This window comes from Pseudoalteromonas sp. PSi26, from assembly GCF_054960575.1.
This window is the reverse complement of the sequence record NZ_JBHNYT010000001.1, coordinates 113,233-132,625: the sequence shown is the minus strand read 5'-3', so window position 1 is coordinate 132,625 and position 19,393 is coordinate 113,233. Positions and strand designations below refer to the sequence as shown.

At 38.3% G+C, this 19,393-nt stretch carries 17 protein-coding genes; 13 read left to right on the top strand and 4 right to left on the bottom strand.

Going from position 1 to position 19,393, the window contains the following annotated elements; translation table 11 throughout:
• Positions 1–4: 4 nt before the first annotated feature.
• Positions 5–1,750 (top strand): DUF3466 family protein, encoded by a 1,746-nt coding sequence (locus tag ACFI34_RS00650; RefSeq protein WP_462672021.1) that lies wholly within the window; start codon positions 5–7, stop codon positions 1,748–1,750.
• Between the two features lie 71 nt (positions 1,751–1,821).
• On the opposite strand, the gene ACFI34_RS00645 is transcribed toward ACFI34_RS00650, so the two are convergent.
• Positions 1,822–2,325 carry a DUF2062 domain-containing protein gene (locus ACFI34_RS00645; protein ID WP_462672020.1) on the bottom strand — a complete coding sequence of 168 codons (504 nt, stop codon included), beginning with the start codon at positions 2,323–2,325 and terminating at the stop codon, positions 1,822–1,824.
• Between ACFI34_RS00645 and ACFI34_RS00640 the strand changes: the two genes are divergently transcribed.
• The 7 genes from ACFI34_RS00640 to tcdA are packed head-to-tail and all read left to right on the top strand — an operon-like array spanning position 2,305 to position 9,766.
• A complete protein-coding gene (locus tag ACFI34_RS00640; RefSeq protein ID WP_462672019.1) occupies positions 2,305–4,572 on the top strand; it encodes a DNA internalization-related competence protein ComEC/Rec2 in 2,268 nt (755 codons plus the stop codon). The two genes, ACFI34_RS00645 and ACFI34_RS00640, sit on opposite strands and share 21 nt — an antisense overlap.
• A 60-nt stretch (positions 4,573–4,632) precedes the next feature.
• A complete protein-coding gene (gene msbA / locus ACFI34_RS00635; RefSeq protein ID WP_462672018.1) occupies positions 4,633–6,378 on the top strand; it encodes a lipid A export permease/ATP-binding protein MsbA in 1,746 nt (581 codons plus the stop codon).
• Positions 6,375–7,355 (top strand): tetraacyldisaccharide 4'-kinase, encoded by a 981-nt coding sequence (lpxK, locus tag ACFI34_RS00630; protein ID WP_462672017.1) that lies wholly within the window; start codon positions 6,375–6,377, stop codon positions 7,353–7,355. The genes msbA and lpxK overlap by 4 nt, the downstream gene beginning before the upstream one ends.
• A complete protein-coding gene (locus ACFI34_RS00625) occupies positions 7,345–7,542 on the top strand; it encodes a Trm112 family protein (RefSeq protein ID WP_006794732.1) in 198 nt (65 codons plus the stop codon). Before lpxK ends, ACFI34_RS00625 begins: the two co-directional genes overlap by 11 nt.
• Positions 7,530–8,291 (top strand): 3-deoxy-manno-octulosonate cytidylyltransferase, encoded by a 762-nt coding sequence (kdsB, locus tag ACFI34_RS00620; RefSeq protein ID WP_462672016.1) that lies wholly within the window; start codon positions 7,530–7,532, stop codon positions 8,289–8,291. Before ACFI34_RS00625 ends, kdsB begins: the two co-directional genes overlap by 13 nt.
• Complete coding sequence (locus tag ACFI34_RS00615; RefSeq protein ID WP_462672015.1) at positions 8,288–8,968, top strand: TIGR01621 family pseudouridine synthase; 681 nt, start codon at positions 8,288–8,290, stop codon at positions 8,966–8,968. Before kdsB ends, ACFI34_RS00615 begins: the two co-directional genes overlap by 4 nt.
• Complete coding sequence (gene tcdA, locus ACFI34_RS00610; RefSeq protein WP_462672014.1) at positions 8,969–9,766, top strand: tRNA cyclic N6-threonylcarbamoyladenosine(37) synthase TcdA; 798 nt, start codon at positions 8,969–8,971, stop codon at positions 9,764–9,766. It begins immediately after the preceding gene.
• A gap of 6 nt (positions 9,767–9,772) precedes the next feature.
• Here tcdA and ACFI34_RS00605 read toward each other — a convergent pair whose 3' ends face one another.
• The 3 genes from ACFI34_RS00605 to ACFI34_RS00595 all read right to left on the bottom strand — a co-directional run bounded on the left by ACFI34_RS00605 (position 9,773) and on the right by ACFI34_RS00595 (position 12,846).
• A complete protein-coding gene (locus tag ACFI34_RS00605) occupies positions 9,773–10,189 on the bottom strand; it encodes a SufE family protein (protein ID WP_010556431.1) in 417 nt (138 codons plus the stop codon).
• A gap of 33 nt (positions 10,190–10,222) precedes the next feature.
• A complete protein-coding gene (locus ACFI34_RS00600) occupies positions 10,223–11,449 on the bottom strand; it encodes a SufS family cysteine desulfurase (protein WP_462672013.1) in 1,227 nt (408 codons plus the stop codon).
• Between the two features lie 110 nt (positions 11,450–11,559).
• Positions 11,560–12,846: a citrate synthase gene (locus tag ACFI34_RS00595; protein ID WP_008127363.1), complete on the bottom strand. Its 1,287-nt coding sequence runs from the start codon at positions 12,844–12,846 to the stop codon at positions 11,560–11,562.
• A gap of 421 nt (positions 12,847–13,267) precedes the next feature.
• Here ACFI34_RS00595 and sdhC point away from each other — a divergent pair, with 421 nt between their 5' ends.
• The 5 genes from sdhC (at position 13,268) to ACFI34_RS00570 (ending at position 19,392) form a co-directional block, all read left to right on the top strand.
• Positions 13,268–13,645, top strand: a complete 378-nt coding sequence (gene sdhC, locus ACFI34_RS00590) for a succinate dehydrogenase, cytochrome b556 subunit (RefSeq protein ID WP_074210168.1) — start codon at positions 13,268–13,270, stop codon at positions 13,643–13,645.
• Positions 13,636–13,983: a succinate dehydrogenase, hydrophobic membrane anchor protein gene (gene sdhD, locus ACFI34_RS00585; protein ID WP_006794724.1), complete on the top strand. Its 348-nt coding sequence runs from the start codon at positions 13,636–13,638 to the stop codon at positions 13,981–13,983. The genes sdhC and sdhD overlap by 10 nt, the downstream gene beginning before the upstream one ends.
• Positions 13,984–15,756, top strand: coding sequence for a succinate dehydrogenase flavoprotein subunit (gene sdhA, locus ACFI34_RS00580; RefSeq protein WP_006794723.1), 1,773 nt, complete (start codon positions 13,984–13,986; stop codon positions 15,754–15,756).
• A 10-nt stretch (positions 15,757–15,766) separates the two neighbouring features.
• On the top strand, positions 15,767–16,483 hold the full coding sequence (locus tag ACFI34_RS00575) for a succinate dehydrogenase iron-sulfur subunit (RefSeq protein WP_006794722.1): 717 nt from the start codon (positions 15,767–15,769) through the stop codon (positions 16,481–16,483).
• Positions 16,484–16,572: 89 nt separating this feature from the next.
• Positions 16,573–19,392, top strand: a complete 2,820-nt coding sequence (locus tag ACFI34_RS00570) for a 2-oxoglutarate dehydrogenase E1 component (RefSeq protein WP_462672012.1) — start codon at positions 16,573–16,575, stop codon at positions 19,390–19,392.
• The last annotated feature ends 1 nt before the right edge of the window (position 19,393 follow it).

Genomic DNA, 19,393 nt, shown 5'->3' with positions numbered 1-19,393 from the left:
TAAAATGAAATATAAATTACTCGCTGCCAGTATCTTAGCGACATTGAGTACATCAGCTATCAGTGCAACATACCAATTAAGTGAATTAGGCACACTCGACAATGCAAAATTTTCTTACGTTACTGATGCAAGTGAAAGCGGGCACATAATTGGTTTAGCAAATGGATTATATAACTTACCCATAGATACCAGTTATATTGATTTTACTGATAGCTTAATTGAAAGCGCCTACGATAATGAAGTTAGATCTTTTGAATTAAGTGATAAGGTTATAACTTTTACTCTTGATGATATCGAGAACAATAATGCGCTCATTTCAAACCCAGATGCACATAGTTTTATGGCAAGGTTTTTAGCACAAGTATCTAGTAGTTTTGAGTATCAAATAATTAATTCATTCACAGGTATAAGATTTAATGAAAATGAAGTAGTTGAGCAGCCACTTTTTGACATTGCATCGGTTGACTATGATGGCTTAACACGATCCACTTTTAATGTTTATAATGCTGTGAGCGAAGATGGAGTTTCAGTTGGTTGGGGTAGTGCGCCATATGATAAGGTCTCTTTTACACCAGAGGGTGAAGATGATGCCGAAACTTGGTTTACTCATGACTTTATCGAACGAGGTATTGTAATTAGTTCCGATGGTAGAAAAGTTTCTCTTATTCCTGAATTTAGTGAATATGGAGGTACAAGTCGAGCCAATGATATTTTTAGGACTAACAACGGTTATATAGTAGTAGGTAGCGCCTCAACATATATCTCAGTTGATAGGTTAGAAAATATAGATGACAATTGCGACGGTGATGATGAGCCTGTCTCGACATGTATTAACTTGTTAAACAGTAGTATATCATCAGGTATTTTTAATAAACGAGCTTATAAATGGGAGCTAGATGAGTTTCTAAATATATCTTCAGTAGAGGAGCTTGGTTTAGCTTTAACTCCTGATGAAGATGAGTTCGAAGAAGATACATTTACCAGCAATGCTCTTGCCGTAAACGCCAATGGTATAGCAGTAGGTTCTTCCCACACCAGATATAAAAATAACGATAATTTATTTATCACAATGCCAGTCTATTTTAGGGATAGTGAAGTTGTTTCTTTTATCGAACAAGAAAATGATTCTAATCAGTCAGGTGTATCTTTAGCGATAAATGATGAAAATATTATTGCTGGTTATGCAACCAGAATAGTCGAGAATACTCGGGTAAGAAAATTCTTTTATCATGATATCGCTACTGGTAACACTGTTTACCCTACAAACTTCTTTTTAGCAGCAAACTCGACTGCTAACGATATCAATAATCAAGGTTATATTGTTGGTGAGAGTGAATTAGGTGGATCGGACAGTTCGCGAGATAAAGCCGCATTTATTTATAAAATTGGTGAAGATAAAATAACTAACATAAATGACTTTTTACCATGTTATGAATCAGATGGTGAAACTGATTACCCATACACAGTTGTTGAAGCTAATGTTATTAATGAGAATAACGAAGTGTTTGGTGTTGCCACCAAAACAGTAGAAAAGCGTGACACACTTGGTGGTATAGTGACCGATATTAACGGTAATATTGAATTTGAAACTGTTGCAGTTGCGGTTAAATTAACACCATTAGAAAATGGTGAAATTGAAAATTGTGCACCCCCAGAGGCCGAATTTTTTGAAAGAAGTTCAGCGAGTACCTCTTGGTTAGCGTTATTTTTACTACCATTAATTGGTATTCGACGCATATTTCGTTTTTAATTATTTTTAAATAGAAAAACCCAGCTTTCTAGCTGGGTTTTTTTTCGTCTATACTATTCAAAGAATCGTCATTATTTGCGTGCAGCTCTTGCCTTTATAACAGAGCGGCGCCATAAAATATCAATGCCAAAATAGCCTATAATTGATGCTATAGAGGCGCATACAAGTGAGCCAACTAAGAATGCAGGGCCAATGGTTTCGACACTCTGCTCAAACCAAGCCCAGTTAAGCTCAAAAGCAAAGTGTTGCTCTGGCTGATTTAAAACAAGAGTGCCGACGAGGTAAGATCCATAAAAAATAGGTGGCATGGTTAACGGATTAGTAAGCCAAACAAGCGTTGCTGAGATAGGTAAGTTTACTCTAAATAAAATAGCAGTCGCTGCGGCTAAAACCATTTGAAAGGGAACAGGGATGAAAGCAAAAAATAAACCAACCGCAAAGGCTCCTCGAGCAGAACGTCTGTTTAAGTGCCAAAGATTTGCATCCTGCAAAAGCTTACCAAAAATTTTTAACGATTTGTGATGTCTAATTTTATTCGGATCGGGTAAAAATCTTTGGATAGTTTTCTTAGCCATTTAAAGCAACCATTTACATCAGCGTGGATCAGTCTTGGTTTTGTAATTGGCTGTATTTCAACCGTGTTTTATTACGAAACTCTCGAATTTATTATTATTACAGTGTCCATTGTAATAATAGGCGCTTATTTTAAGCCGTTTTTGTCTTTATTGTTAGGCTTTATTTGTGGAATTTGTATCGTTATAGCGCATTATCATATTTTTTATAACTTTGAGCATATAATTGATGATGAAAAGTACGCATATCCAGTCGAAGTTGTAATACAAGAAGTCATCTCAAACAAAGCCCCCCAATATGTCAAAGCAAAATTAGTGCGTATTAATGGAAAATACTATTCTAATTTGAGTGCACCTAGCGCGATGTTAAGCGTTAATTTAGATCACCCATTGCGTGCTAATGATCGTTTTGTGGCAAGTGTTAATTTACAAAAATTCAGAAGTAATAAGAACTTTAATGTATTTGACAACGAACTGTATGCATTTAAGCAGCGAATTTTCTTTAAAGGCAAAGTTCTTAATAAAGAGTTAAAAATCAAAAGTACTTCAGAGCAAAATAGTGTTCAAAGTTATAAAAGCTTTATTAAAAATACATACGAAAATACAACACTGAATTGGCTTTACTATGCTTTATTAACAGGGGATAAGACGTTAATGACACCGAGTGATAAGCAGCTGATGCAATCACTGGGTTTAAGCCATTTACTTGCTATTTCAGGCTTACACATTGGGTTGGTGTTCGGTTTTGGTTTCTTCATTACAAAGTGGGTATTTATTCACGTTAAATTGTTTAATAATCAAACGATGAATTTTTCAATTGCTTACAGTGTGATTGGCTTTGTATCAGCGTTTGTTTATGTCTATTTAAGTAACTTTTTGGTTTCAGCGACTCGTGCACTAATAATGCTTGGCTGTTATTTACTTCTATATTATTTTCAAAAACAGCCAATGAGATGGCGCAGTATTTTGTTTGCGCTTGTTATTGTACTCGTTGTTAACCCGTTCAATACCCTTAATCCTGGGTTATATTTTTCATTTTTTGCAGTCGTGGTTATTTTTTTAGTTATTAAAAATATACCTCTCTCTACTAATTCATTTCTAAAAGTACTCTTTGCATTAATTACTATTCAGGCTGCACTATTTATTGGTTTACTGCCTCTGTCTGTTTACTTTTTTAATGGCGTGAGTGTTGCTGGCTTAGTCATAAACTTAGTCGCAATCCCATTTCTTTCATTTATTTTAATGCCCTGTTTAATTTTATTAACGGCTATAAGTGCCGTATTTGATATTAGTATGGTGATTATTTTTATCGATAGTGGTTTAGCTTTTATTTTTACCTGTTTAAATAAATTACCTGCAGGTTTTGGTTGGCTAAACATAGGAATTATTGGTCTAAGTGTCATTATTTATGCTTATCTTACTCTTTTAATTTTTTATTTTTCGCCATATAGGCGGCTCGCTTTTTTACCTTTAGCCATACTCTATATTGATTATTTACTTGCTGATAAGCCTACATGGAAATTACATGTCTTCGATGTTGGGCACGGTCTTATGGCGCTTATTGAAAAAGATGATAAAGGGTTTATTTATGATTTTGGACCTAGTTACTTTAATCGTTTTAGCCGTGCTAAAAGTATTTTGTTACCTTTTATTGATATAAATAATATTGCAGCGACTCATTCTGTAGTTAGTCACCTTGATAATGACCATTCCGGTGGTTTATCTCATTTTATCGGCGCAGGTTTAAAGTTTTCATTTAATGAATTTCACCCTAATGGACCCTCAAAGGGCTGTATTCCAAATGAAGTAAACATGGCTGGGCTAATAATTAAAAGCTTCCCAACCCCTTTGTATGGTAATGAAAATGATGAGTCTTGTGTAATAAAGGTTTCAGATAAAGAGCACAGTGTTCTGTTTACAGGCGATATTTCAAAAAAGAGAGAGTCGCAACTGATAAACTCTAGCGATATTTTAAAAAGTACAGTGTTACTTAGTCCTCATCATGGTAGTAGTTCGTCATCAAGTAAGAACTTTATTACTGCAGTTATGCCACAGATTGTTATTCACTCAAGTGCTTACAAAGGGCAGTGGCAATTTCCTAAAACTGAAGTTGTTGAGCGTTATAGAAATATTAATGCCTTTCAGTATATCACTGGGCAACAAGGGCAAATTACGGTGGAATTTTACGAAGAGACTGTGACTGTTATTACAGCACGAGATTACCAAAGCTACTGGTTTATAAAAGATTGACGTTTTGTTTTAGTTCTAGCAAGGATACAATAGGGTCTGTATTTGAATAAAGAGAGTATTATGGATCAAAGTACTACACAAATTTACAAGCGTTTAATTTCTTACGTAGGTGCTTACAAAAGCGTGGCAATAGTTGCTATTGTCGGCATGATTGGCTATTCAGGTATGGATGCTTTATTTATTCAATTAATGAAGCCTTTTATTGATGAAGGTTTAAATCAGCGAAATAACGAAGTATTAAAATACGCTCCTTTTGTAGTAATCGCTTTGGTTATTGGTCGTGGTATTTTTAATTTTATGTCATCTTATTGCCTAAGCTATGTAGGCTCACAAGTTGTTCGTTCACTCCGCCAGGAATTATTTGAACATATTTTACATCTACCTGTTTCATTTCACGATAAAAATTCAACAGGTGACCTAATTTCTAAAATCACGTTTGATACAGAACAAGTTCAACAAGCAATAACCAAAGCATTATTGATTGTAGTGCGAGAAGGGGCATTTGTTGTGTTTCTGCTTGGTGTAATGTTTTATACAAGCTGGCAATTATCTCTGATATTTTTAGTTATTATTCCTTTAGTTGCGCTGATCGTTGCAATAGTATCTAAGCGTTTTCGTCATATTTCTAAAAATATACAATCAGCTATGGGCCAAGTAACAAGAAGCTCAGAGCAAATGCTCAGTGGCCATAAAGTGATTCATGGTTTTGGCGGTCAAGAGAGAGAAATTAATCAATTTTCTAAAATTAACAATCATAACCGACAACAACGTATAAAAATGGATGCTACAAAGGCATTGAGTGTTTCAATTATTCAAATACTTGCAGCGAGCGCCATGGCCGTTATTTTGTGGGTGGTATCAATGCCTTCAATGATAGACAGCATTAGCTCAGGCGACTTTGTTGTGCTTATTTCATCGATGATGATGTTACTACGTCCGCTGAAACAGTTAGCTAACGTTAATAGTGATATGCAGCGCGGTATTTCTGCAGCGCAAAGTATATTTTTAATACTTGACGAAAATATAGAAAAAGATACAGGCACAGTATCTGTAACAAAAGCTAAAGGTTTAATTGAGGTCAAAAATGTGACCTTTAAATATCCCACAAAAGATGAGCCTGTATTAAATAACTTAACACTTACAATTCAAGCAGGCGAGAGTATTGCGTTAGTTGGGCGTTCGGGTTCCGGTAAATCAACAATTTCAAATTTATTACCACGTTACTATGATTTAGATTTACCAAGTCAAATACTGTTAGATGGTATTCCTTTAAATGATTATAAGCTTACAGATCTGCGACGCCAATTTGCGCTAGTATCGCAACAGGTTGTGCTGTTTAACGACACTATAGCTAACAATATATGTTATGGAATTAAGCGAGATATTACAGATGCTGAGTTATTACAGGTAGCTAAGCAGGCCCACGTGTGGGAGTTTGTAAAAGACTTACCTGAAAAGCTAAATACGATGGTAGGTGAAAACGGAGTGATGCTCTCTGGTGGTCAACGGCAACGCATTGCTATAGCCAGAGCTATTTTAAAAGATGCCCCTATTTTAATATTAGATGAGGCAACATCTGCATTAGATACAGAGTCCGAAAAACTGATTCAACATGCGCTTGATGAATTAATGAAAGATAAAACATCAATCGTCATTGCACATCGATTATCTACAATTGAAAATAGCGATAAAATTTATGTTATCGATAATGGGCGTGTTATTGAAAGTGGCGATCACACCAGCTTACTTTCAAACGATGGGACTTATTCAGCGTTGTGTAAAATGCAGTTTGGCGAGCAACCGTGAATAAAATCGAAAAAAGCTGGTATGAACCAGTTGGACTTATTACATTACTTTTTTTGCCATTGTCAGCTTTATTTTGGCTAATTTCGATTACCAGAAAGCAGATGTATCGTTTTGGAATATTTAAGCAATTTAAAAGCGACATACCTATTATTGTTGTTGGTAACATTAGTGTGGGTGGAAATGGTAAAACACCGTTTGTATTATGGCTTTATGACTTTTTAATAAAACAAGGGTTGTCAGTTGGAATTATTAGCCGAGGTTATGGTGGTAAGGCGAGTAATTATCCTTTGATTGTTAAAGATAATACGCCAGCTGCTGAGGCGGGTGATGAGCCTAAACTTCTGTTTCATCGTCTAAAATGCCCAATTGCTATAGGGCCAAACCGACAACGCAATATTGAGTTACTAGCGCGTGATTATAATTTAGATATCATTATCTCTGACGATGGTATGCAGCATTACAAAATGGCACGGACTATTGAATGCTGTATCGTTGATAGTGAACGCCAATTTGGAAATGGGTTACTAATGCCTGCAGGACCATTACGAGAAACTCCTGCACGTTTGAAGTCGGTAGACTTGATTGTTGAAAACGGTGGGCAGAATAGTAATAACTACACATTAGAGCCCGCAGCGCTCAGGTCAGTAAAAAGTTCCTTTCCTGTCAGTGAATCGATTACAAATGGCCATGCAGTAAGCGCAATAGGTAATCCTAAGCGTTTTGAAAGCACCTTAAAAAAACAGGGGATTACATTATTATCTTCAAATCACTTTAGGGATCATCATCCATACACTGCCGAAGATTTTACCCGATTTGGTAACGACAATGTTTTAATGACCGAAAAAGACGCCGTAAAATGTAGCGAGTTTGCCAAAGATAATTGGTATTATTTACCAGTTGATGCAAAGCCAACACAGGCTGTAATAAATAAATTAACTTTAATATTAAAAGAAAAAGGGATCCTAAATGGCCTTTGATACTAAATTACTCGACATAATTGCATGCCCTGTATGTAAAGGAAAATTACGTTTTGATAAAGACAACAGTGAACTAATTAGTACTGCTGCAAAACTTGCATACCCTGTTAAAGATGATATTCCGGTATTACTTGAAAATGAAGCAAGAGAGTTATCGTTAGAAGAGGTTGAAAAGTGGAATTCGTAGTCGTTATACCTGCGCGCTATGCTTCAACAAGATTACCAGGAAAACCGCTAGCAGACATTTGTGGTAAACCTATGATTCAACATGTTTATGAGAAAGCATGTTTATCAGGTGCAAGCCAAGTGATAATTGCAACCGATCATCAAAAAGTATTTGATGAGGTTAGTACGTTTACTAATGATGTTGTAATGACGCGTGAAGATCACCAGTCGGGAACCGAGCGCTTAGCGGAGGTAGTTGCTTTATTAAATTTAGATAGCAATACCATAGTTGTAAATGTTCAAGGTGATGAACCATTACTAGTTCCCGATAACGTTTTACAAGTAGCCAGGTTGTTAAATGAATCATCAGCACCCATGGCTACACTAAGCGTAGCCATTGAAGAGAAAGACGACATATTTAATCCTAATGCAGTCAAGGTTGTTAGCGATATAAATAAAAATGCCCTGTATTTCTCTCGTGCAACTATACCGTTTGATAGAAATACGATGATGGATGATAGCACTGCCCTTAATTTAGCCCCGTTTCAACGCCATGTAGGTATTTATGCGTACAGAGCGGGTTTTATTAAACAATACATAGAGCTGAGTGTATCACCACTAGAATTACTTGAATCACTTGAGCAGTTACGTGTTTTGTATCACGGTTATAAAATTAAAATAGAACAAGCTCAAATAGCCCCTCATGCAGGTGTAGATACGCCTGATGACTTAGCTAAAGTTATAGCGCATATTAAAAGTAAAAACGTGTGAGTGAGCAAGTAAGTAAGATATTAAAAGTTGTTTATACACATAACGACTTTTATATTTTAGAAAAGCCAGAGGGTCTTAATTTTCATTCTGAAGAGGGGCCTGGCTTTGTTGTTTTAGCTGAACAACAATTATCGCAAAAGCTTTATGCTGTTCATCGTTTAGATAAAGTGACATCAGGTCTAATTATTTTAGCAAGAAATAAAAGCGCTGCAGCAACTTTTACTGAGCTTTTTGCACAACATTCTATTGATAAATTTTATCTTGCTATTACAGACTCTAAACCTAAAAAAAAGCAAGGTTGGGTTAAAGGAGACATGGCCAAGTCCCGCCGTGGTACCTATAAGCTATTGGCATCTAATTTAAATCCTGCAATTACCCGTTTTTATTCAATTAGTTTTAAAGCGGGTTTTAGAGCGTTTATTTTAAAACCTTTTTCGGGTAAAACACACCAGCTAAGAGTTGCCTTAAAAAGCATTGGATCCCCAATATTGGGTGATGTTGCTTACTCAGGTACGGCTTCAAATAGAACATATTTGCATGCTTATGCATTGAGCTTTACTTGGAAGGGTGAGAACTTACAATTTACGCTATTACCTAGTAACGGTGATGCGTTTTTAACCTTGTTACAACATGATAATTTTCAAGCATGGCGTTCGCCATGGGAACTGGACTGGTAAATGAGTGAAAAAATAACTGACATCCGCTTTGGTGGCATTAAACGTTTATATGGTCATCAGCAATTTGATTGGCTTCAAGAGGCTCACTTTTGTGTTGTTGGCATTGGTGGAGTGGGAAGTTGGGCAGCTGAAGCGCTTGCACGCACCGGATTAGGTAGAATAACGCTTATAGATCTTGATGATATTTGTGCGACCAATGTAAACCGTCAAATCCATGCCTTATCTGGAACGATTGGTCATGCTAAAGTCGACGCAATGAAAGCGCGTTGTGAACTTATAAATCCAGAATGCAACATTGATGTCATTGATGACTTTATAACACTTGAAAATATTAAAGAGCACATTCACGGCTTTGACTATGTTATCGATTGCATTGATGCGGTTAAAGAAAAAGCAGCACTGATTGCCCATTGCAAGCGAAATAAAATACCAATAATTACCACTGGTGGTGCTGGTGGTCAAACCGACCCCAGTCAAATTACATTTGGTGATGTAGCTAAAACAACGCAAGATCCTTTACTTGCAAAGGTGCGTTACATATTACGTAAACAGTATAACTTTAGTAATAACCCTAAACGAAAATTTAATGTTGATTGCGTTTACTCAACAGAGCAATTAGTTTATCCAGGGAGTGATGGTAGTGTATGCCATGCAAAGCAAAGTGCAGATGGCAGCATGAATATGGATTGCAATAATGGTTTTGGCTCTGCAACGATGATTACAGGAAGTTTCGGCTTTTTTGTAGCAGCGAGAGCTATTCGCAAATACCTAGATAAAAAGCAGCGTTTGCAGGTTTAGCACTACTTAGCTTATTTTTTGCTGTGCCATGGTTTGGATTCTATCAACCATGGCTTTAATTCCGTTACCACGTGATGTACTTAAGTGGCTAATAAGACCTAGCTTATCAAACTCCTCATACGCATCTATTTTCACTACTTGCTCTGGTGTCAGTCCGTTATATAAAGATAAAATAATTGCTAGCAAACCTTTTACGATACGTGTATCGGAATCACCAATGACTACTAACGTATTTTCTTTTAAATCAAATTCAACGAACATCCATACCTTGCTTTCACAGCCGGGAACTAGTGAACCTTCTGTTTTTAAAGCATCAGGTAAAGCGGGTAAAGTTTTGCCTAAAAGCATTATTTCACGATACTTTTGCTGCCAAGAAGACGCTTTTTCAATTGACTCAGTGGTTTTTTTAAACGTATTTGTCATGAGTTATCCTAATAAAATATATAAAAGCGACGTTTAATCTAATAAGGCGATACATTCTTTGAGTGAGTTGATGAATATGTCAACATCTTCATGGGTATTGTAAAAACAAAAGCTGGCTCTTAAGGTGCCATTTATTCCTAAATGAGTCATAAGTGGTTGCGTACAATGGTGACCTGCTCTGACTGCAACGCCATAACCGTCAAGTAATGTTGCCAAATCGTAAGGATGCTCATCTTTAAAATTAAAACTTAGGGTGCCCGTGTTATCAGATAGATTACTGTAAATTGTAATACCTTTAATGGTTACCAGTTTTTCAGCCGCATAATTAAATAGTCTTTTCTCATACTTTTGTAATTGTTCGTTTTGTAGAGCGTTTAAATAATCCAAAGCCGCAGAAAAACCTACTACGCCAGAAATATTAGGAGTACCTGTTTCAAATTTTGCAGGCGCAGGGCGATAAGTACTATGAGTAAGGTACACCTTATCTATCATTTCCCCGCCAGTTTGATACACATCTAAAGAATTAAGTTCTTGATATTTGCCATAAAGTACACCTAAACCTGTGGGACCAAGCATCTTGTGGCTTGAGCACACGTAAAAATCACAGTTTAAGTTGTGTAAATCAGGCTTTAAGTGCATTGCGCCTTGAGCGCCATCTATCAAAACGAGTGAATTAACTTCTTTTGCGGCAGTAATAAGAGGCTTTAAATTTGTGATATTACCAAGCATATTAGATGCTTGTGTAATGGCAAACATACTAGGTTTTGACTGCTTAATAAAATCACAGCATTGTTTAATATTTAATGTTCCATCATCATTAACTGGGAGTGCTAATATTTTAGCGCCAGTTTGCTCACTAAGAACTTGCCAAGGCACAATGTTAGCATGATGTTCTAATACTGAGATAATAATAGTATCGTTTTGGTTAAATCGGCTTCGTAAACCATTACTTACTAAATTTATTGCCTCTGTAGCACCCTTAGTCCAAACAATTTCTTTACTTGATACATTAAAATACTTGGCTGTTTTGTCACGAGCTTGCTCGTATAAGCTTGTGGCACGCTCGCTCAATGTGTGACGGCCGCGATGTACATTTGAATTTTGGCTGGTATAGAATTCGTTTATAGCGTCTATTACTGATTGGGGTTTTTGAGTGGTTGCTGCAGAGTCTAAATAAACAAGTGGGTTAGCATTTATCTGCTGCTTTAAAGTAGGAAAGTCATTTCTAATTTTATTAATATTAAATTCTAAAGCAGGCATAGCTCTTCAACATGGTCATTTTGAGGCGCAAATTGTAATGGGTTTATAATAATTCTCAAGTATTGAACACAAAAAAGGCCGCAAAAGCGGCCTTTCATAGCTAAATAATATTAGCGCTTGTCGGCAGATACGTAGTCACGGGCAGTATAACCAGTATACATTTGACGAGGACGACTGATCTTATGACCAGGCTGAGAAAGCATTTCATCCCAGTGAGTGATCCAACCAACAGTACGTGCCATTGCAAAAATTACAGTGAACATGCTTGTTGGAATACCGATCGCTTTTAAGATAATACCTGAGTAGAAATCTACGTTAGGGTATAGTTTCTTCTCAACAAAGTATGGGTCTTCAAGGGCAATTTGCTCAAGCTTCATTGCAATATCAAGAAGAGGATCTTGAATGTTTAGCTCTTCTAATACTTCGTGACACGTTTGACGCATTACTGTTGCTCGTGGGTCAAAGTTCTTGTAAACACGGTGTCCAAAGCCCATTAGACGGAACGGGTCTGACTTATCTTTTGCTTTGGCTACGTATTCATCGATACGATCAACTGAGCCAATTTCTTCTAACATGTTTAAACATGCTTCATTAGCACCGCCGTGAGCAGGGCCCCATAAAGAAGCGATACCAGCTGAAATACACGCATATGGGTTCGCGCCCGAAGAACCAGCAAGGCGAACTGTAGATGTAGAAGCATTTTGTTCGTGGTCTGCGTGAAGCATGAATATTTTGTCCATTGCTTTAGCAGTAATCGGGTTTACTTTGTACTCTTCAGCTGGAACAGAGAACATCATGTGTAAGAAGTTTTCTGCATAGCTTAGGTCATTTCGTGGGTACACAAAAGGCTGGCCAATGTTTGTTTTATAAGCCATTGCAGCAATTGTAGGTAATTTAGCAACTAATCTAATAGCACTTGTTTTGCGTTGTTCAGCATCAGTAATATCTAAATCTTCATGATAAAAAGAAGATAGAGCACCCACAACACCACAAAGCATTGCCATTGGATGTGCATCAAAGCGGAAACCTTGGAAGAAATTAGCAATTTTTTGATCTAGCATTGTGCTGCGAGTAATTTTCTCTGCGAATGCATCATATTGCTCTTTAGATGGTAACTCACCGTTAAGAAGTAAGTAGCAAAGTTCAATATAGTCTGATTCTTCAGCAAGTTGCTCAATTGGGTAACCGCGGTGAAGTAAAACACCTTTACCACCATCAATGTAGGTGATTGCAGATTCACAAGAACCAGTCGACATGAAACCTGGGTCATAGGTAAAGTGGCCATGTGAACCTAACGTACGTACGTCGATTACATCTTGGCCAGCAGTGCCTTGATAAATTGGAAGTTCGATTGGATCAAGTCCATCAATATGAACTGTGGCTTTTTTATCTGCCATCGCTATGTATCTCCTATTAAGATATCTATTCTGATTTTTAGATTTTTAAAGTTCTGAAATCTGTTTTAAGCACATCTACGCATTTTAACGTGAAAGAGGGGGTTAAAGTCAATTTTTATAAACATTATGCACATTTGTATAATAAATATTCTGTATCATATATGTATTATACTATTGGCTAATTCGCAAACATCTCTAAATAAACAAGAATTGTAAAAAGCCTTATGGGTATATATACTAACGGAGGTTTTAAAACCGTATTGTATTTGGGTAAAGATATTTTTACATTCAAAAAATTTACATTAATGTGAACTTTTAATGTTTTAATTCGTTTATCTTGATAGTTCCACCAGAAACATTTGGTGGGTTTTTAGAAAAGCAAGTAGATGAGCTCCAATGTGAGCAAGATGGGCAAGTAACTGTGAAAAAGCAAAGACCTGTAAATCTAGATCTAACAACTATATCTATGCCGGCAACGGCTAAAGCATCAATTTTTCACCGCGTCACCGGTGTTGCATTATTTTTTGCTTTAACGTTTGTCATTTGGGCTTGGTCTGAGTCTCTCTCGTCAGCTGAAAGTTTTGAATTCGTCAAGGGTCTGTTTAACGGATTCATTGCCAAATTTATAGCTTGGGGCACTATTTCAGTACTAGGCTATCACCTTATTGGTGGTATCCGTCACATGGTAATGGATATGGGACACTGGGAAGAACTTGAATCAGGTAACCTAAGCGCTAAAATTGCAATGGCTCTTGGCGTTGTATTCGCTGTGTTAGCGGGAGTGTGGATATGGTCTTAAATCAAGCAACTCTTAAACGTGATGGTGTACAAGATTATGTATCTTTACGTACCACGGCATTAATAATTAGCGCATATGCTATTTTTATTATCGGCTATTTTTTAGCGACGCCGGAAGTCACTTTCGAAGCCTGGACAGGCCTCTTCTCTAACCTAGCTATGAAAGGGTTTACGCTAGTAACCCTAGTATGCATTATGGTTCATACCCGCATTGGCCTTTGGCAGGTTTTAACAGACTATGTTAAAAACTCAAAGTTACGCGCATTTTTAGGGTTTGTTCTAAACCTAATGGCCGTTGCTTACGTAGCTATTGGTCTAATTGTATTATGGGGTGTTTAAGTGAAATATTCTGTTCGTGAATTTGACGCCGTAGTAATCGGTGCAGGTGGTGCAGGTATGCGCGCTGCCTTGGCTATTACTGAATCTGGCAAAACGTGTGCACTAATATCGAAAGTATTCCCAACGCGTTCACATACCGTATCCGCTCAAGGTGGTATTACAGTAGCGCTTGGTAATTCACACGAAGATAACTGGGAATGGCATATGTACGATACCGTTAAAGGTTCCGATTTTATCGGTGACCAAGACGCTATCGAGTATATGTGTCAAACCGGGCCAGAAGCAATTACTGAATTAGAAAACATGGGTTTACCATTTTCACGTTTTGAAAATGGCCGTGTATACCAGCGTCCTTTTGGTGGCCAATCAAAGAATTTTGGTGGCGAACAAGCAGCACGTACTGCAGCAGCAGCTGACCGTACTGGCCATGCTTTATTACATCTTCTTTATCAACAAAACGTTAAAAATAAAACAAATGTATTCTCTGAGTGGTATGCACTTGATTTAGTTAAAAATGATAACGGCGATGTTGTTGGTTGTACTGCAATTGAGATTGAAACAGGTGAAATCACTTACTTCAAATCAAAGGCGGTTGTACTAGCTACTGGTGGTGCTGGTCGTATATACGCTTCAACCACAAATGCTCACATTAACACTGGTGACGGTGTTGGTATGGCTACACGTGCTGGTATTTCTATGCAAGACATGGAAATGTGGCAGTTCCACCCGACAGGTATTGCAGGAGCAGGTACACTTGTAACTGAAGGTTGTCGTGGTGAAGGTGGTTATCTTTTAAATAAAGATGGCGAGCGTTTCATGGAACGTTATGCACCTAACGCAAAAGACTTAGCTTCTCGAGATGTTGTTGCACGTTCAATGATGACAGAAATTCGTGAAGGCCGTGGTTGTGATGGTCCTTGGGGTCCTCATATCAAGCTTAAGCTTGACCACTTAGGTGAAGAGACACTTAACCTACGCCTTCCTGGTGTTTGTGACCTTGCAAAAACATTTGCTCACGTAGACCCAGCTAAAGAACCAATTCCAGTTATACCAACATGTCATTATATGATGGGTGGTGTACCTACTAACGTGAATGGTCAAGTGCTTCAAATCAACGCTCAAGGCGATGAAAAAGTAGTTGAAGGTTTATTTGCTGTAGGCGAAATTGCATGTGTATCTGTGCACGGTGCAAACCGTCTAGGTGGTAACTCATTACTTGATTTAGTAGTGTTTGGTCGTGCTGCAGGTAATTTCTTAGGTACATACCTCAGAGATGTTGAAGTATCAAAAGCTGCCTCTGAATCAGACTTAGAAGCGTCTCTTGCACGTTATAACCGTTGGGAAAACTCAACAGCTGGTCAAGGTGAAGATCCTGTTCAAATTAAGAAAGATCTTCAACAATGTATGCAGCTTAACTTCTCGGTATTCCGTGAAGGTGATTCAATGGCGACTGGTCTTCAAGAACTTAAAGAAATTCGTGAGCGTTTACAACATGCTCGTCTTGACGATAAATCGTCAGACTTCAACACGCAGCGTATCGAATGTCTTGAACTTGATAACTTAATGGAAACAGCTTACTCAACAGCAGTAGCTGCAAACTTCCGTACAGAAAGCCGTGGTGCACACTCTCGTTTCGACTTCCCAGATCGTGATGACACGAACTGGTTATGTCACTCAGTATACAATCCTGTTACGGATGAAATGAGTAAGCGTGACGTAAACTACGCGCCTAAGACGCGTGAAGCATTTCCACCTAAAGCACGTACATACTAGGAGCGAGACGATGGCACAAGTACAATTTTCAGTTTATCGTTACAATCCAGATGTTGACAACGCACCGCGTATGCAAGATTACACCTTGCAAATTGACGATGGTCACGACATGATGGTTCTGGATGCACTTTTATTATTAAAAGAGCAAGATCCTTCACTTTCATTCCGTCGTTCATGCCGTGAAGGCGTGTGTGGTTCTGACGGTGTTAACATGAATGGTAAGAATGGTTTAGCATGTATTACTCCTTTATCTACGTTACAAAATAACGGTAAAGGTACAATAGTAGTCCGTCCTCTTCCAGGATTACCAGTGGTACGTGACCTTGTTATTGACATGAGTCAGTTCTACACTCAATACGAAAAAGTTAAACCTTATCTAATTAATGACACACCTGCTGCAGGTGAACGTCTTCAGTCTATTGAAGAACGTGATAAATTAGACGGCTTATATGAGTGTATTTTATGTGCATGTTGTTCAACATCGTGTCCTTCGTTCTGGTGGAATCCAGACAAGTTCATTGGTCCTGCAGGCCTTCTTCATGCTTACCGTTTCTTAGCTGATAGCCGAGATACAGCAACAGAAGAGCGTTTAGCAGACTTAGACGATGCGTTCAGTGTGTTCCGTTGTCACAGTATCATGAACTGTGTTAGCGTTTGTCCTAAAGGTCTTAATCCGACCAAAGCGATTGGGCAAATAAAATCTATGTTATTAAATCGTTCAGTTTAACTACATAGAAACGTAAGATGGCTAGTTTCATTACTAGCCATCTTGTTATTATAACTATTAATTTCTGCGCTAAAGAAAAGGGCTTATAAATGCACGAAGGTGTGATGAAGGCATGGTTAGAATCTTCACATTTAAACGGCGGTAACGTTGCTTATGTAGAAGAGCTTTATGAAGCGTATTTAGATGATGCGACTTCTGTGCCAGATGAATGGCGAGAAGTGTTCGAACAATTACCAAAAGTTAATGGTGTGGATGTTGAAGTTAAGCATTCAGAAGTTCGAGCACAGTTTGCAGAGCTTGCAAAAAACAAGCATAGAGAAGTAGTGGTAGCAGAGGGTAGCGGCGGTGACCTTAAACAGGTTAAAGTTCTACAACTTATTAATGCTTTCCGTTTTCGTGGTCACCAAAATGCAAACCTAGATCCATTGGGTATTTGGGAGCGAGAGCGTGTTCGAGATTTAGAGCTAGATTACCACGACTTGTCAGAAGCTGATTTTGATCGAGAGTTTAACGTAGGGTCTTTTGCAGTTGGTTCAGACTCTATGCCTTTAGGTGAATTATACCAAGCACTTAAGACTACATATTGTGGTTCTATCGGTGCAGAGTATATGCACATCACATCAACAGAAGAAAAGCGTTGGTTACAACAACGTTTAGAATCTGTTCAATCTAGGCCTAAATTCGAAAAAGAAGAAAAGCTACGTATCCTCAAAGGGTTAACTGCAGCTGATGGTCTTGAAAAATATTTGGGTGCTAAGTTCCCTGGTGCCAAACGATTCTCACTAGAAGGTGGGGACGCGTTGGTACCTATGCTAAAAGAACTTATTCATCGCGCTGGTGAGAGTGGCCAACAAGAAGCTGTTATAGGCATGGCTCACCGTGGACGTTTGAATGTTTTAGTTAACGTTTTAGGTAAAAACCCATCAGAGCTTTTTGATGAGTTCGCTGGTAAGCATAAAGATACCCTTAGTTCGGGTGACGTTAAGTACCATATGGGTTATTCATCGGACTTTGCCACTAAGGGCGGCAACGTTCATATGGCACTGGCTTTCAACCCTTCTCACCTTGAGATAGTTAACCCAGTAGTTATGGGTTCTGTACGCGCTCGTTTAGATCGTTTAGGTGATACTACGGGAATAAAAGCGTTACCGATCACAATTCATGGTGATTCTGCTGTAACAGGTCAAGGTGTAGTTCAAGAAACGTTTAACCTGTCTCAAACTAATGCGTTTAGTTGTGGTGGCAGTATTCGAATTGTTGTTAACAACCAAGTTGGTTTTACTACTTCTAAACAAGATGATGTTCGTTCTACAGATTATTGTACTGATATCGCCAAAATGGTTCAGTCACCAATTTTCCACGTCAATTCTGATGATCCTGAAGCGGTTGCATTTGTTACACAAATAGCGCTCGATTTTAGAAACAAATTTAAGCGTGACGTAGTTATTGACTTAGTTTGTTACCGCCGACATGGCCACAATGAAGCTGATGAGCCAAATGCTACTCAGCCTTTAATGTACCAAAAAATCAAAAAACACCCAGTTCCGCGCCTTATTTATGCAGATCAATTAATCGCTGAAGGCTCTTTCTCAGAGCAAGAAATTAAAGCGCTTGCGGATGAATACCGTAACGGATTAGATGACGGTAATTGCGTTGTATCTGAGATTCAACCAGAAACCTCTCATTCTTCAGATTGGGCTAAATACGTTGGCCACGATTGGGACGTTGATTACGACGCTAGTGTTTCGGTTGAAAAGCTCAAAGAACTTGGCGAAAAGGTAGCTAGCTACCCTGAAGAATATAAAGCTCAGTCGCGCGTCAAAAAGATTTACGATGATCGTAAGTTAATGGCCACTGGTGAAAAACCGCTTGATTGGGGGATGGCAGAAACACTTGCTTATGCAACTATCGCAAGCGAAGGCACTGACATTAGAATGACAGGCCAAGATTCTGGTCGCGGTACTTTCTTCCATAGACATGCCGTTGTTCACAGCCAAAAAGATGGTGCGACTTATCTACCTTTGCAGCACTTAAGTGAAGATCAAGGTACGTTCCAAGTTTTTGACTCGGTACTTTCTGAAGAAGCCGTTGTTGCATTTGAGTATGGTTATGCGACTGCGGAGCCTACTTCTCTTGTACTTTGGGAGGCTCAGTTTGGTGACTTTGCAAATGGTGCACAGGTTGTATTCGACCAATTCTTGAGTTCAGGCGAGCAAAAATGGGGCCGTTTGTGTGGTCTTACCATTTTATTACCTCATGGTTATGAAGGCCAAGGCCCAGAGCATAGCTCGGCACGTCTTGAGCGTTTCTTGCAGCTTTGTGCTGATCACAATATGCAGGTTTGTGTTCCGTCAACACCTGCGCAAGTATACGCTATGTTACGACGTCAGTCAGTTAGACCTCTACGTCGCCCATTGATTGTTATGACACCTAAGTCGTTACTACGCCATCCACTTGCTGTTTCTTCACTTGAAGAGCTGTCAAATGGTGTATTCCATAATATGATCGACGAAGTTGATGATATTAAATCTGATGACGTTGAACGTGTTGTATTTTGTAGTGGTAAAGTCTACTACGAGCTACTTCAAGAGCGCCGTAAACAGGAACTAAATAATATTGCCATTGTCCGCGTAGAGCAATTATACCCGTTCCCACATGACGAAATGAAAACTATTATGGAACGTTACCAACACGTTACTGATTTTGTATGGTGTCAAGAAGAGCCACAAAACCAAGGTGCATGGTACTGTTCTCAGCATCATTTTGTTGACGCAATTCCACAAGGTGCTAAGTTGAAATACGCTGGGCGTAAAGCATCTGCATCACCAGCGTGTGGTTACATGTCAGTACATACTAAAGAACAACAAGCGCTCGTTGCTGACGCGCTTACTATAGAAAATAAAGGATAAG